Source organism: Blastococcus sp. SYSU DS0539 (assembly GCF_054050855.1).
The window spans coordinates 111,390-124,968 of sequence record NZ_JBJHAF010000011.1 but is presented as its reverse complement, the minus strand read 5'-3'; the positions used below and the strand labels follow the sequence as shown (position 1 = coordinate 124,968).

15 protein-coding genes are annotated in these 13,579 nt (G+C 75.4%); 4 read left to right on the top strand and 11 right to left on the bottom strand.

Annotated features, from left to right (window positions below; translation table 11 throughout):
- Positions 1-43: 43 nt before the first annotated feature.
- The 4 genes from ACI790_RS14670 to ACI790_RS14655 all read right to left on the bottom strand — a co-directional run bounded on the left by ACI790_RS14670 (position 44) and on the right by ACI790_RS14655 (position 2,541).
- A complete protein-coding gene (locus ACI790_RS14670) occupies positions 44-901 on the bottom strand; it encodes a PHP domain-containing protein (protein WP_456570517.1) in 858 nt (285 codons plus the stop codon).
- A gap of 52 nt (positions 902-953) precedes the next feature.
- Positions 954-1,589, bottom strand: a complete 636-nt coding sequence (locus ACI790_RS14665) for a PH domain-containing protein (RefSeq protein ID WP_456570516.1) — start codon at positions 1,587-1,589, stop codon at positions 954-956.
- 5 nt (positions 1,590-1,594) lie between these two features.
- Positions 1,595-1,753, bottom strand: coding sequence for a hypothetical protein (locus ACI790_RS14660; RefSeq protein WP_269192982.1), 159 nt, complete (start codon positions 1,751-1,753; stop codon positions 1,595-1,597).
- 164 nt (positions 1,754-1,917) lie between these two features.
- Positions 1,918-2,541: a DUF6758 family protein gene (locus tag ACI790_RS14655; protein ID WP_456570515.1), complete on the bottom strand. Its 624-nt coding sequence runs from the start codon at positions 2,539-2,541 to the stop codon at positions 1,918-1,920.
- Between the two features lie 66 nt (positions 2,542-2,607).
- Between ACI790_RS14655 and ACI790_RS14650 the strand changes: the two genes are divergently transcribed.
- On the top strand, positions 2,608-3,024 hold the full coding sequence (locus ACI790_RS14650) for an NUDIX domain-containing protein (protein ID WP_456570514.1): 417 nt from the start codon (positions 2,608-2,610) through the stop codon (positions 3,022-3,024).
- Positions 3,025-3,052: 28 nt separating this feature from the next.
- On the opposite strand, the gene ACI790_RS14645 is transcribed toward ACI790_RS14650, so the two are convergent.
- The 5 genes from ACI790_RS14645 to ACI790_RS14625 all read right to left on the bottom strand — a co-directional run bounded on the left by ACI790_RS14645 (position 3,053) and on the right by ACI790_RS14625 (position 7,912).
- Positions 3,053-3,562 carry a MaoC family dehydratase gene (locus tag ACI790_RS14645; RefSeq protein ID WP_456570513.1) on the bottom strand — a complete coding sequence of 170 codons (510 nt, stop codon included), beginning with the start codon at positions 3,560-3,562 and terminating at the stop codon, positions 3,053-3,055.
- Positions 3,563-3,726: 164 nt separating this feature from the next.
- Positions 3,727-4,239 (bottom strand): DUF6912 family protein, encoded by a 513-nt coding sequence (locus ACI790_RS14640; RefSeq protein WP_456570512.1) that lies wholly within the window; start codon positions 4,237-4,239, stop codon positions 3,727-3,729.
- A 58-nt stretch (positions 4,240-4,297) separates the two neighbouring features.
- Positions 4,298-5,677, bottom strand: coding sequence for a WS/DGAT/MGAT family O-acyltransferase (locus tag ACI790_RS14635; protein WP_456570511.1), 1,380 nt, complete (start codon positions 5,675-5,677; stop codon positions 4,298-4,300).
- A gap of 64 nt (positions 5,678-5,741) precedes the next feature.
- Positions 5,742-7,037 carry an AAA family ATPase gene (locus ACI790_RS14630; RefSeq protein WP_456570510.1) on the bottom strand — a complete coding sequence of 432 codons (1,296 nt, stop codon included), beginning with the start codon at positions 7,035-7,037 and terminating at the stop codon, positions 5,742-5,744.
- Positions 7,037-7,912, bottom strand: coding sequence for an SAF domain-containing protein (locus ACI790_RS14625; protein ID WP_456570509.1), 876 nt, complete (start codon positions 7,910-7,912; stop codon positions 7,037-7,039). Before ACI790_RS14625 ends, ACI790_RS14630 begins: the two co-directional genes overlap by 1 nt.
- A 200-nt stretch (positions 7,913-8,112) precedes the next feature.
- Between ACI790_RS14625 and ACI790_RS14620 the strand changes: the two genes are divergently transcribed.
- Complete coding sequence (locus ACI790_RS14620) at positions 8,113-8,376, top strand: helix-turn-helix domain-containing protein (RefSeq protein WP_456570508.1); 264 nt, start codon at positions 8,113-8,115, stop codon at positions 8,374-8,376.
- 3 nt (positions 8,377-8,379) lie between these two features.
- Here ACI790_RS14620 and ACI790_RS14615 read toward each other — a convergent pair whose 3' ends face one another.
- Positions 8,380-8,949 (bottom strand): hypothetical protein, encoded by a 570-nt coding sequence (locus tag ACI790_RS14615; RefSeq protein WP_456570507.1) that lies wholly within the window; start codon positions 8,947-8,949, stop codon positions 8,380-8,382.
- Positions 8,950-9,047: 98 nt separating this feature from the next.
- On the opposite strand from ACI790_RS14615, the gene ACI790_RS14610 reads away from it, so the two are divergent.
- Entirely contained in the window at positions 9,048-9,788 is a 741-nt protein-coding gene (locus tag ACI790_RS14610) for a hypothetical protein (protein ID WP_456570506.1), read from the top strand.
- A gap of 40 nt (positions 9,789-9,828) precedes the next feature.
- Positions 9,829-10,371 (top strand): Rv3235 family protein, encoded by a 543-nt coding sequence (locus ACI790_RS14605; protein WP_456570505.1) that lies wholly within the window; start codon positions 9,829-9,831, stop codon positions 10,369-10,371.
- A 74-nt stretch (positions 10,372-10,445) separates the two neighbouring features.
- On the opposite strand, the gene secA is transcribed toward ACI790_RS14605, so the two are convergent.
- The gene (secA, locus tag ACI790_RS14600) at positions 10,446-13,550 is read right to left on the bottom strand and encodes a preprotein translocase subunit SecA (RefSeq protein ID WP_456570504.1); all 3,105 of its coding nucleotides are present in this window, start codon (positions 13,548-13,550) and stop codon (positions 10,446-10,448) included.
- Between the last annotated feature and the right edge of the window lie 29 nt (positions 13,551-13,579).

The window sequence follows — 13,579 nt, the reverse complement described above, 5'->3', positions numbered from 1 at the left end:
TCCACGGCCGCCACGGTAGCCGGGGCCACCGACGGTCCGCGGCTCAGCCGCGCAGCGGCGCGGTGCCCGTGCCGGCCGCCAGCAGCCGCTCGAACTGCTCCGGGTCGGTGGTGCACGCGCCGATCGGCGTCCGCTTGTTCGTGCCGTGGTAGTCGCTGGAGCCCGTCGTCAGCAGGTCCAGGTCCGCCGCCAGCGACCGCAGGTGGGCCCGCTGCTCCTCGGTGTGGTCGGGGTGGTCGACCTCCAGGCCGAGCAGCCCGGCCTCGGCCATGGCGGCGATCGCGCCGTCGCCCACCACCCGCCCGCGCGCGGTCGCCAGGCCGTGGGCGAACACCGGCACGCCACCCGCCGCGCGGACGAGCGCGATGCCCTGCCGGACGTCGGTGTCGGCCTTGGCGACGTAGTACCCGCCGTGGTGGTGCAGGAGGCCGGCGAACGCCTGCTCGACGGTGTCGACGACGCCGCCGCGCACCAGCGCCCGCGCCAGGTGCGGCCGGCCGACCACACCCCCGCCGGCGTGCGCCACGATCTCGTCCCAGCGGACCGGGTAGCCGTCGGCGGCCAGGGCCGTCGCGATCCGCTCGGCCCGGCTCAGCCGCTCGTCGCGCAGCCGGGCCCGCTCCGCGGCGAAGGCGGGGTGCAGCGGATCGAACAGGTAGCCGAGCAGGTGCACGCTGATCGGCGGCTCGTCGTCGGGGAACCAGCGGCAGGACAGCTCCATGCCGGGGACGACGGTGAGGCCCGGAGGCCGCGCGGCCTCCGCCGCCGCCCAGCCGGCGGTCGTGTCGTGGTCGGTGAGGGCCACGACGTCGAGGCCGGCGCCGCGGGCGGCGGCCAGCAGCTCGGCGGGGCCGTCGGTGCCGTCGGACACCGAGGAGTGGGTGTGCAGGTCGATCCGCATCACCGGTCAGCCTGCCCCAGAGCGCCGCGGTCCACCCGGCGGCCGGTCGCGGTCACGGCTCGCGCGGCGGGAGCCCCGGGATCGGCTCGGTGTCCCGGCGGCCCCCCGTGGCCACGGGCCCGCCGGAGGAGGACTCCGGGTTGCCCTCGTCGTCCCCACCGGAGGCGCCCCCGCCCCAGTCGCTGCCGAACAGCAGGCCGCTGACCTGGCGGTAGAGCGCACCGGCCTGCGGCAGGAAGGTGATCTCCGACAGCCCCTGCTGCTGACCGGCGGACTCGAAGCGGAAGGTCCCGTAGCCCAGCAGCTGGCCGAAGAAGGTCTCCTTCCACGTCAGGTCGGTGATCCGGCGCAGCGGGAGCAGCGTGACGGTGCGGACGATCACCCCGGATGTGAGCAGCACCCGGCGCCGGCTGACGATGAAGTGCCGCATCCACCACTCGCCGACGCGCAGCGCGTAGAGGAGCAGCGCGGCGACCACGACGAGCATCCCCACCGTGCTGGTGACCCGGTTCTCCGGGTCCAGCACGAGCAGCCAGCCCCCGGCGAGGAACACCGGCAGGAACTTGGCGGTCGGCACGACCAGCACCGCCCAGTGCCGGCGGGTGGCCACCACCGCGTCCTCGTCGTCGAGCAGGTACTTCTCGACGTCCTTGGCGGCGCGGGCCGGCATCCCGGCGGGGGCGGCCACCGAGGTCAGACCAGCGAGCCGACGAACTCGGACAGCGACGACGCCGCGGAGCCCAGCGCCTCGCCGGCGTTGCGCACCAGCTCGGCCGACTTCTCCGGCTGCTGGATGACGTAGAAGAGCACGAAGGCGACGACCACCCAGGTGAGGACCTTCTTGAGGTTCACCGCCACCTCCGTGGTGTGGATGAGGCAGGCCCGTTCCCGGGCGTGCACGGAAGCCCGCCGAGCGTGCGGCGGACGCGTTCGTCCCATGAGTAACACAGGCCCCAGGGCCTCCCCGGCCGACGCGCCGACCGGGACGGAGCCGGTCGGGTTCCGGGTCCGGCCGGTCAGCGCCCGGGCAGCAGGTGCTCCCCCGGCGGGCCCAGCGGCAGGTCCGGGTAGATGCGCTCGCGCAGGTCGAGCAGCTCCAGCCGCTCGACGAGCAGCCAGGCGGCGTTCATCGGCCACATCACCAGCCAGAGCCAGACGCCGTAGGCCTCCCCGACGAAGGCGGCGCGGTCGTCGCTGGTGGGGACCGCCCACAGCGGCGCGTGCTGCCCGGCCGCCTCGACCTCGACCGAGCTCGGGCCGGAGATCACGTCCCCCGGGTCCAGGCCCGGCAGGCCGGCGTAGCCGCAGCCGACGCCGGTGCCGGGCTCCTCGGCCACCAGCACCAGTTCGGCGGACCCCCCGAGAGGGGCCGGTCCGGCACAGTCGACGACGATCGCCCGCGCCCCCGGCTCCCCGCCCCAGGCCAGCCCGGTGACCGCCCAGCCCGGCGGCACGGGGTCGGGCACCCACGCCGGGACCCGGGCGTCGGCGGTGACCGCCGCGATCGCGTCGTGCGCGACCAGGGCGGTGTGGTGCAGCGGCGTGACGGCGCCGTGCCGGTGGCACCAGGCCTGCGCCTGCGACCCGTGGCGGACGACCAGCGGCTCACCGCAGCGCGGGCAGACCGGCGACGCACTCATCGGGGACACCGTCGCGGGAGCGGCCGGAATCGTCAAGCGCAGCGGGGCGGTGCGTAGCCTCCCGGCGTGACCGCTCCCGAGCCACCGGTGGTGCCCTGCGTCGGCGCGATCGTGCACGACCCCGCCGGCCGGCTGCTGCTGGTGCGCCGGCGCAACGAGCCGGGCCGGGGGCTGTGGTCGGTCCCCGGCGGCCGGGTCGAGCCGGGCGAGACCGTGGCGACCGCCGTCGAGCGCGAGGTGCTCGAGGAGACCGGCCTGCGGGTGCGCGCCGGCGCCGAGGTGGGCCGGATCCGCATCGACGGCGGCCCGGTGGTCTACGACGTCGTCGACGTCGCGTGCACCCTGGTGGACGGCGACGCGCGACCCGTCGCGGGGGACGACGCGGCCGATGCCCGTTTCGCGGACGCGGCGACGCTGGCCGGGCTGCGCTGCACCCCCCGGCTGGTGGAGACGCTCGGCGGCTGGGGCGTGCTGCCGGGCTGACCGGCAGGCACGCCCCGCCGCGAGCGGATCAGCCCCGGGGCGTGGGCTCGGGGCGGCCGGGCTGCTCGCCGCCGCGGGCCTCGCCGTAGGACCGCTTGGGCACCATGACCTTGCGGCGGAAGATGCAGACGACCGTGCCGTCCTGCTTGTAGCCGATGGTCTCCACGTAGACGACGCCGCGGTCGTCCTTGGACTTCGACGGGGTCTTGTCCAGGACGGTCGTCTCGCCGTAGATCGTGTCGCCGTGGAAGGTCGGGGCGACGTGCCGCAGCGACTCGATCTCCAGGTTCGCGATCGCCTTGCCCGAGACGTCCGGGACGCTCATGCCGAGCAGCAGGGAGTAGATGTAGTTCCCGACGACGACGTTCTTGCCGAAGTCGGTGGTCTTCTCCGCGTAGTTCACGTCCAGGTGCAGCGGGTGGTGGTTCATCGTGAGCAGGCAGAACAGGTGGTCGTCGTACTCGGTGACGGTCTTCCCGGGCCAGTGCTTGTAGACGGCCCCGACCTCGAACTCCTCGTAGTACCGACCGAACTGCATGGACTCGCTCCCGACGTCGACGCGCGTGCGGGTCCTCGGCAGCGCGGAGGCAGCGCGCCGCGGCGGGCGCCCGCGACGACGCACCGGCGACCCGTCTGGACGGGTCGTGATCTTACGGCGGCCGCCCGGCGCCGCATCCGCGGGCCGGATCCCGGCCGGTGGCCTCAGAGCAGTTCCAGCGCCGGACCGATCTCCTGCGTCGCGTACCAGCCCAGCTCGTGACCCTCGGCCTGGTCGACGACGAACTGCGCGTCGTCGCTGCCGAGGTCGGCCTCGAGCACGACGTTGACCGCGGCCCGGACGTCGTCCTCGGCGTCGGCGGCGTCGATGTGCGCGCTGGCCACGTCGGCGAGCGCGATCTCGTGCGCCACCCGGGCGGCACCCCGCTCGACGTGCGGGTCGTCCATCGGGGTCACCGCGCCGTCGGGCACGTCGGCGGCCACCACCACGCGCCGGCGGGCGGCGAAGGGGTCGAGGTCGAGCAGCCGCAGGCTCGCCCGCGCCGCACCCAGCAGCGCCGCGTACTCGAGCTCCTCGGTGTCGGCCCCGGCGTCGCTGAGCGCGTAGAACTCGCGCAGCTGCGGCGTCACCGCGAAGACGGTCTGCGGAGCGGGCAGCCGCCCCTCGTCCACGAGCGTCCGCAGCACGGTCGTCGTCGCCGGCAGGTACACGCGCACCCGGCTGACCCCCTTCGTCGGTGGAAGGACGACCGTAGCCGTCCACCCGGACGCCGGCTCAGGCCGAGGTCTCGACCAGCTCCGCGACCTCCTGCTCGATGAGGTCGGCGAGCACGTCGACGTCGGCGACGCTGTCCCGGTCGGCGTTGAGGCCGAAGAAGACCCGGCCGTCGTAGGAGGTCATGCCGATCGAGAGGCCCTGGCCGCGGGCCAGCGGCACCACCGGGAACACCCCGAGCATCCGGCCGCCGGCCGCGTACAGCGGGACCTGCGGGCCGGGCACGTTGGTGACCACCAAGTTGAACAGCCGCCGGGAGAGCCCGCGTGCGGCGCGGGCGCCGAGCGCGTGCAGCGTGGACGGCGCGAACCCGGACAGCGCGATGAGGCTGTCGGCACCGACCGACTCCCCGTGCTGGGTGAGGCCGCGCATGGCGTAGGTCAGCCGGGCCAGCCGCACCCGCGGGTTGGGTTCGCCGACGGGCAGGTCCACCAGGTGCGAGGAGACCTGGTTGCCGGCCGACCCGTCCTCGTCCTGCACCGACACCGGGACGAGGGCGCGCACCGACGTCCCCCCGACCACCGGCTCCCCGCGGGACAGCAGCCACTCGCGCAGCGCCCCGGCGACGACGGTGAGCAGCACGTCGTTCACCGTGCCTCCGTGCGCCTTCCGCACCCGCTTGAGGTCGTCGAGGTCGGCGCAGGCCACCGCGACCCGGCGTTGCCGCCCGATCGGGGCGTTGAGCGGGCTGTGCGGCGCCGGGAGGATCGCCGAGCGCGCGGTGCGGAGCAGGCCGCCGGCCACGCCGCCGACCCGCACGGCGGTGGCGCGGGCGTCGGTCGCCGCCGACCGCGCCAGCTCCACCAGCGACGAGGGCCGCCGCCGGTAGTCCTCCAGGGCCGACCACACCAGCTCCACGCCGGAGGGCGACCGGCGCGGCCGCCACTCCGCCGGCTCCGGTGCCGGCGCGTCCGGGGAGACGTCCAGCAGCACCTGCCCGATGTCGACGGCGCCGAGCCCGTCGACGAGCGCCGGATGGGTCTTGGTGATGACCGCGACGCGGTTCCCGCTGAGCCCCTCGACCAGGTAGGCCTCCCAGAGCGGGCGGGTGCGGTCCAGCGGGCGGGAGGTCAGCCGGGAGACCAGGTCGAACAGCTGCTCCTCCGTGCCCGGCCGGGGCAGCCCGCTGCGCCGCAGGTGGTAGTCGAGGGCGAAGTCGGGGTCGTCCACCCACACCGGGTTGGCCAGGTGGCCGGGCACCTCCGCGACCCGCTGCCGGTACCGGGGCACCAGGGACAGCCGCCCCTCGATCAGCGCCGCCAGCGCGTCCAGCCCGCCGGGCGGCGTCTCGAGGATCAGCACCCCGCCCACGTGCATGGGGGTGCCGGGTTCCTCCAGGTAGAGGAACGAGGCCTCCAGAGTGCTCAGCCGTTCGACCATCGTTCTCCTCACGGGACGGAGCCTCACGCTACGGCGGCGGCGGCGGGGTCGGACAGTCGGACGCTCAGCCGGCCCGGCGGGAGCGCCAGGGGCCCCGCCGGCCGGCGACGGGGGCGGCGGCACCGGTCAGCTCCGCGGCGAGCGCCCGCAGGTCGGTGCGCAGCGCCGAGCCCGGCGCCACGTCCGCGAGGGTCCGGCCGGCCGCCAGCGCGGCGTCGGTCGCCCGCCGGTCGGCGGGCAGGAACCACCGCGGGCGGCGGCCGGTGAAGCGCTCCAGCGCGTCCCCGACCTCCCGGCGCGGATGGCCGGGCACCGGCCCCCGGCGCACCTGGTTGACCACCAGCTCGGGCGCCACCCCGGGCAGGACGTCGCGCAGCTGGTCCAGTGCCCGCACGCACCGCTGGAGCGCGACGGGGTCGGCCCCGGAGACGCACAGCACCGTGTCGGCGTGCTCGAGCACGGCCAGGGTGGCGCCGTTGCGGCGCGGAGCGGCGGTGTCGAACGAGAGCTCCTCGTCGTCCTCCACGCTGAACGCGCAGTCGACCACGGTCAGCTCCGCGATCCGGCGGGCCTCCTCGAGCACGGTGGTGACCGCCCCCGGCCGCAGCTCCGGCCAGCGGTCGGCGCGGGCCGGACCGGTCAGCACGCGCAGCTGCGGGCGCACCGCCCACGCCAGCGCGATCAGCGACGGGCCGTCCAGCGCGCCGGTCCCGGCCTGCCGGGCCGCGCCCGCGAGCCCGGGCGACTCGTCGAGCAGCCCCAGCACCTGGGCCACCACGCCGCCGTAGACGTCGGCGTCCACGAGCAGCGACGAGGTGCCCAGCCGGGCGGCCTCGTCGGCCAACCCGACGGCGACGGTCGTCCGGCCGGGGGCACCGGTGGCGCCCCACACGGCCACCACCCGCCCCCGGCCGCCGGGCGTCCGCGCGGGCTCTCCCGGCGTGCCGGGCAGCGGCAGGGCGGCCCGCGGGTCGGCGAGGTCGTGGCCGGCCGCCGGCCCGCCCGAGACGGCGTCGCGCAGCGCGCGGGCGATGAGCTCCGGGTCGGCGTCGGCCGGGAGCACCTGGGCGACCCCGAGCCGGCGCAGCCGCTGGGCCGCGGCCTCGTCCCCCGGCTCCACCAGCCCGACGACCGCGACGCCCGCCGCGTGCAGCCGGGCCACGGCGTCGCCGTCGAGCCGGCGCAGCTCCGCCGACAGCAGCGCCGCCTGCCCGGTGCCGGTGGCCGCGGCGGCCAGCAGGTCGGAGACGTCGACGCAGCGGCGGACGACGGTGACCCCGTGGTCGTCGCGGTCCAGGGCGCCGACCAGCGCCGACTCCCAGCCCGCGCCCGTGACGGCGGTGAAGACCTGCAGCGCCATCAGCCGGCCGGCCCCGCCGGCTCGGGCGCACCCTCCGGGGCCGCCGCCGGGGCGGGGACCGGCGCCGGCACGGGAGCCGGGCTGGGCGTGGCGGTTGCGCTGGGCCTGGCGGTGGCGCTGGGCCTGGCGGTGGCGCTGGGCGTGGTTGTCGGGGTGGTCCGGGCCGGGGACGCCGTCCGCTCCCCCGCGCCGGCCCCGGCGGGGTGGACGACGACCACGAGCGGCCGCCCGGCGATGGCTGCCAGCACGTCGTCCGCCTCGCCCGCCGCCACGGCGACCACCACCTGCACCGTCGTCGTCGGGGTGGACAGCACGCCGTCGGAGCCGCCCGACAGGGCCTGCACCGGCGCGGCGCCGACGACCAGGGAGACGCTGCCGACGCCGGGGCCCGTGGCACCGGCCGCGGGATCGGCGATGGCGTACACGTCGATCACCTGCCCCCGCCGGAGACCCGGCGGGACGTACCCCGCCTGGACCGGCAGGGCCAGTTGCACGAGGTCCGACGGCTCCTCCAGCGCCGCGGTGGGCAGCAGCTCCCCGGCCCGCACCCCCCGGGCGAGGATCCGCCCCTCCGGCCGGGTGCGCCCCGACAGGTACGCACCCGCCGCCGAGTCGAGCCGGACGTCGACCACCACGAGGTCCCCGGCGGTGAGCTCCGTGCCGGCCGCCAGGTCCACCGCGGCGCTCCAGACCGGGACCGTGGCGTCCGCCGCGCTCACCACACGTGCGCCGAGCAGCACCGACGCCAGGACCAGAAGTACCCCCAGCACCAGGCGCAGGTCCAGCCAGCCCGGCGCCCGGACCCGCCGGGGCGCGGGGCCGGCCGGCAGCTCGGTGGTCTCCGGGGCGGGGCCCGGGTTGCGCACGGCGGTCACGCCACCTCATCTCCTCCGGCACGTCGCACGCCGGTTCGGCGCATCGGACCGCGGTTGCGGGTCAGTGACGACGTTCGGACGCAGATGATGCGGCACGACCCCGTTCTCGTGCACTGGTCATCCACACGTTCGTGTGTGGATGTCTGCTCCGGACCACCGGCTCGGCTGACAGACTGGCCGGCGAACGGATGGAGACGCCGATGCCCACACCTCGATTCCTGACCCTCGACGACGTCGCGGAGATCCTCAACGTCTCCTGGTCGCAGGCCTACGCGCTGGTGCGCCGCAAGGAACTGATCGCCATCCAGATCGGTGGCCGCGGCCAGTGGCGCATCGAGGTCGACGAGCTGGAACGGTTCATCCAGCAGAAGTACGCCGAGGCCCGCGCCGGCACCGTTCCTCCCGAGCCCGCGGCCGAGCCCGCTCCCGGCGCCGCGACGGAGACCTCCGAGCAGCGCGTCTGAGGGTCAGTCCCAGCCGGGCACCAGCGTCCGGACCACCGCCACCGCGTCGATGACCACCGCGTGCACCTGCCGCACCACCCCCGGGCGGCGCGGCTGGTCCGCGTGGTGCTCGGCGATCTCGACGTAGTCGGCGCCCACCCGGTCGATCGTCCCGGTCAGCACCGCGCCGTCGTCGAGCAGCACCTGGACGGCGGTCCGGTCGCGCGCCAGACCGCGCAGCGCACGGCGCAGGTCCAGCCGGGCCCGCACCGCGCCGTCCTCCTGCGCGGGCGCGGTCCACCGGCCCAGTCCGGCGACCGCGCGGACCGCACCGGTGGCCACGAGGTCCTCCCGGCCGCGCCCGCCGGCCAGCAGCAGCCAGTCGACGCCGAGATCGGTGAGCACCCCGCTGACCCGGCCGGCTCCCCGGCAGGTCAGCACCAGCTCCGCGCCGATCGAGCCGCCGAGCCGGTCGCTCAACCGGACCGCGCCCATCTCCGCCCGTGCCCGCGAGGCCCACTCGGCCCGCGACTCCGCCTCCTCCGCGGCCTCGAACTGCGCCTGCAGGTCCGCGAACAGCTGCTGCCACCGCATGCCCCCACCTCCGCCGACAGCCTAGATCGTGCGAACACTTGCATTTACTTGCGTTTGGTTGCTTTAGTGACGCAACGTCAACGCGGAGGAGGGCACGGGTGTCACCACGACGACTGGTCGGAACGGCGCTCGGCATGGCCGGCATCGCCGGCGTGCTGGCGGTCCTGACGCCCGCGCCACCCGATTCGCTGACCGCACTCGCCGCGGCGCAGCGCACCGCGGACGCCGCCGGGGCCGACGTCCTGGTCCTGCACCTGGTCGGCCTGCTGGCCTGGCTGGTGTGGGGCTGGGGCGCGCTCGGGCTGCTGCTGACCGCGCTCTCCGCGGCGCCCGGTGCGGCCGGGTCCGCCGCGCACGGGGCCCTCGGGGCGCTGCTCCCCCGTGGCGCCCGGCGTGCCGCGGCACTGGCCCTGGGAGTGGGGCTCGGGATCGCCCCGCCCGTGCTGGGTGCGGCGGTGACCGTGCTCGCCGCGACGCCGGCCGCCGCCTCGGCCGATGCCTCGCCCGCCGGCCCGGCCGCGTCGACCGGCGGCCCTGCACCGGACTGGCCGGCCGGCCCGCCGGCGGCCCCGCCGGCCCCGGACGACCGGCTGCGGGCCGGCGACGTCGTCCCCGACTGGCCCGGCGCACCGGCGGCCGGAGAGCACGTCGTCGTGCGGGGCGACTGCCTGTGGCACATCGCGGAGCGCCGCCTGGCCGCGGAGTCCGGGCGCGCACCGTCCGCCGCCGAGGTGGCCGCCGCCGTCCAGGCGTGGTGGGCGGCCAACGCCGACGTCATCGGGCCCGATCCCGACCGGCTGCTGCCCGGTCAGGTGCTGCGCCCACCCCTCCTGCCGTGACCCGCCGTTCCGCCACCCACCCCCAGCACCGGGAGCCCCGATGACCGCACCGTCCCGCACCCTCGCGCCCACCGGGCGGCCGGCCCTGCGCCTGACCGCCGTCCCGACGCCGCAGCCCCCGCTGGAGCCGCGCCCGGCGCTCCGCCTGGTCCACCCCGGACGGCCGGTCCCCCGGCCGGCCCCGCGTCCCGGCCCGCGACCGCGCCTGCCGGCGACCGCTGCCCCGCGCGACGAGTTCGGGCCGGTGCTCTCGGGACGGGCCGAGCTGCCGTCGGCGACGGAGACGGCGCGGCGGCTGGTGACCACCACGCTGGAGGTCCTGACCGGGCGGCGACCGCTGGCCCAGGTGCGGCCGCTGACCACGCCCGGCGTCTACGCCGCCCTGTCGGCCGGCCGCCGGCCGCGCTGGTGCGCCGAGGGGAACGCCCCGGTGGTCGTCGGGCGGGTGCGCGTGTGCGAGCCGGTGGACGGGGTCGCGGAGATCAGCGCGGTCGCCCACCGCGGCGGGCGCGCGCACGCCGTGGCCGCCCGCCTGGAGGGCATCGACGGCTTCTGGCGGTGCACCGCCCTGCAGATCGGCTGAGCCCTCGGCCCGGGGCCGGAGAGCACGACGCCCCGCCGACCGGCTCGGTCGGCGGGGCGTCGTCGTCGGTGCGGCTACGCGCCGGCCGCTCCGTGGCACTGCTTGTACTTCCGGCCCGAGCCGCACGGGCAGGGGGCGTTGCGCGGGGTCTCCTTGGTGCCGGAGACCGTCGCGGTCTTGGCCGCCTTGGCCCGGCCGCTCTCGGCCGGGGAGGCGTCGAGGCTGGGCGCCGAGTAGGTCAGCTTCTCCTCGCGGCGCGGCTCGTCGAGACCCTTGACGTCCAGTACCGGCCCGGTGCCCGAGGCGGACACCTCGTCGGTGGCCGCAGCGGGAGCAGCGTCGGCCGGCGCAGCCGCGGCGACCGGCGCCGCCGGAGCCGCCGCGGGAGCCGCCGGAGCCGCCGCGGGAGCCGCCGGAGCCGCCGCGGGAGCCGCCGGAGCCGCCGGAGCCGCCGAAGCCGCCTGCTGAGCCGGCGCCGTGGGTGCTGCCGGGGCCGTCTCCGCGACAGGAGCTGTCGGAGCCGTGGCCGACCGGCGGGCCGTCGCCGCGGTCGCGGTACCGCCTGCGGCCCTGGCCGTGGTCGCCTGGCGGGCCAGCACCTTGGCCGTGCCGGCCTGGGCCGCGGCCAGCGCCCTGGCCTCGGCCTCGGCCTGCTTGGCCTTCGTCTCGGCCTCCTGCTCCTCCTTGGTCTTCACCTCGAGGTTGAACAGGAAGCCGACCGACTCCTCCTTGATGCCGTCGAGCATCGCCACGAACATGTCGTAGCCCTCGCGCTGGTACTCCACGACCGGGTCGCGGTTGGCCATCGCGCGCAGGTGGATGCCGGCCCGCAGGTAGTCCATCTCGTAGAGGTGCTCGCGCCACTTCCGGTCCAGCACCGACAGCAGCACCCGCCGCTCCAGCTCGCGCATGACCTCCGCGCCGAGCGTCGTCTCCCGCTCCTCGTAGGCCCGGTGCACGTCGTCGAGCAGTGCGCGCTTGAGGTCCTCGGCGGAAAGGTCGGACTGGTCGCCGTCGGCCTTGTCCCCGATCAGCTCGTCGACCGTGAGGCCCACCGGGTACAGCGCCTTGAGGCCGGTCCAGAGCTGGTCGAGGTCCCAGTCCTCGGCGTAGCCGGTCTCCGTCGCCCCGTCGACGTAGGCGCTGACGACGTCGTCGACCATGGACCGCACCTGCTCGTGCAGGTCGGCCCCCTCGAGCACCCGGCGCCGCTCGTCGTAGATGACGGTGCGCTGCCGGTTGAGCACCTCGTCGTACTTGAGGACGTTCTTGCGGACCTCGAAGTTCTGCTGCTCGACCTGGGTCTGCGCCGAGAGGATCGCCCGGCTGACCATCTTCGACTCGATCGGCTGGTCGTCGGGCACCCGGAGGGTGTTCATCATCGACTCGAGCATCGGCCCGTTGAACCGGCGCATCAGGTCGTCGCCCAGGGAGAGGTAGAACCGCGACTCCCCCGGGTCGCCCTGCCGGCCGGAGCGACCGCGCAGCTGGTTGTCGATCCGGCGGCTCTCGTGCCGCTCGGTGCCGAGGACGTAGAGACCACCGGCTTCGGTGACCTCCTCGTGCTCCGCCTTGACCTGGGCCTTCGCCGCGTGGAGGGCGTCGTCCCAGGCGGCCTCGTACTCCTCCGGGGTCTCCGAGGGCGAGAGGCCCCGGGCCCGCAGCGCCTCGTCGGCGATGAACTCGGCGTTGCCACCGAGCTGGATGTCGGTGCCGCGGCCGGCCATGTTGGTCGCGACGGTGACCGCGCCCGGCCGGCCGGCCTGGGCGATGATCGACGCCTCCCGGGCGTGGTTCTTCGCGTTCAGCACCTCGTGCGGGATGCCCCGCCGGAGCAGGTACGTGGACAGCAGCTCGGACTTCTCGACGCTGGCCGTACCGACCAGCACCGGCTGGCCGGCCTCGTGCCGCTCGGCGATGTCGTCGACGACGGCGTCGAACTTCGCCTTCTCCGTCTTGTAGATGACGTCGGAGCGGTCCTGCCGGACCATCGGCCGGTTCGTCGGGATCGGGACGACGCCGAGGGAGTAGGTCTGGTTGAGCTCCGCCGCCTCGGTCTGGGCGGTGCCGGTCATCCCGGAGAGCTTGTCGTAGAGCCGGAAGTAGTTCTGGAGGGTGATCGTGGCGAGCGTCTGGTTCTCGTCCTTGATCTTCACCTTCTCCTTGGCCTCGATGGCCTGGTGCATGCCCTCGTTGTAGCGGCGCCCGGCCAGCACGCGGCCGGTGAACTCGTCGACGATGAGGACCTCGCCGTTGGTGACGATGTACTGATGGTCCTTCTTGAACAGCTCCTTGGCCTTGAGGGCGTTGTTCAGGTAGCCGATCAGGGGCGTGTTCGCCGCCTCGTAGAGGTTGTCGATGCCCAGCTGGTCCTCGACGAACTCGACGCCCTCTTCCGTGACGGCGACGGTGCGCTTGTCCTCCTCCACCTCGTAGTGGACGTCGCGCTTCATCATCGGCACCAGCCGGGCGAACTCGCCGTACCACTTGGCGCTGGTCTCGGCCGGGCCGCTGATGATCAGCGGGGTGCGGGCCTCGTCGATGAGGATGGAGTCGACCTCGTCGACGATCGCGTAGTGGTGCCCGCGCTGCACGAGGTCGGCCTTGCTCCAGGCCATGTTGTCGCGCAGGTAGTCGAAACCGAACTCGTTGTTGGTGCCGTAGGTGATGTCCGCGGCGTACTGCTCCCGCCGCACCGAGGGCGCCTGGCCGGACAGGATCGTGCCGACCGACAGCCCGAGGAACCGGTGCACCCGGCCCATCCACTCGGCGTCGCGCTTGGCCAGGTAGTCGTTGACCGTGATGACGTGCACGCCGTCGCCGGTGAGCGCGTTGAGGTAGGCCGGCAGCACCCCGGTGAGCGTCTTGCCCTCACCCGTGCGCATCTCGGCGATGTTCCCCAGGTGCAGCGCCGCACCGCCCATGAGCTGCACGCGGAAGTGCCGCTGCCCGAGCGTGCGGGTCGCCGCCTCGCGCACGACGGAGAAGGCCTCGGGCAGGAGCGCGTCGAGCGACTCTCCGTCGGCGTGGCGCTCCTTGAACTCGTCGGTCTTCGCGCGGAGCTCCGCGTCGGTCAGGTCGGTGTAGTCGTCGGCGAGCGACTCGACCGCATCGGCGATCTTGCCCAGCCGTCGGACGAGCTTGCCCTCACCGGCACGGAGGATCTTCTGGAACAGCACACCCCCAGCGTAGGCGGCGCCACCGGCAC

Bases quoted from the DNA above. Each gene is read 5' to 3' on its own strand.
- ACI790_RS14670 (WP_456570517.1), bottom strand. From the start codon at position 901: ATGCGGATCGACCTGCACACCCACTCCTCGGTGTCCGACGGCACCGAC.
- ACI790_RS14655 (WP_456570515.1), bottom strand. From the start codon at position 2,541: ATGAGTGCGTCGCCGGTCTGCCCGCGCTGCGGTGAGCCGCTGGTCGTC.
- ACI790_RS14645 (WP_456570513.1), bottom strand. From the start codon at position 3,562: ATGCAGTTCGGTCGGTACTACGAGGAGTTCGAGGTCGGGGCCGTCTAC.
- ACI790_RS14635 (WP_456570511.1), bottom strand. From the start codon at position 5,677: ATGGTCGAACGGCTGAGCACTCTGGAGGCCTCGTTCCTCTACCTGGAG.
- ACI790_RS14630 (WP_456570510.1), bottom strand. From the start codon at position 7,037: ATGGCGCTGCAGGTCTTCACCGCCGTCACGGGCGCGGGCTGGGAGTCG.
- ACI790_RS14620 (WP_456570508.1), top strand. From the start codon at position 8,113: ATGCCCACACCTCGATTCCTGACCCTCGACGACGTCGCGGAGATCCTC.
- ACI790_RS14615 (WP_456570507.1), bottom strand. From the start codon at position 8,949: ATGCGGTGGCAGCAGCTGTTCGCGGACCTGCAGGCGCAGTTCGAGGCC.
- ACI790_RS14605 (WP_456570505.1), top strand. From the start codon at position 9,829: ATGACCGCACCGTCCCGCACCCTCGCGCCCACCGGGCGGCCGGCCCTG.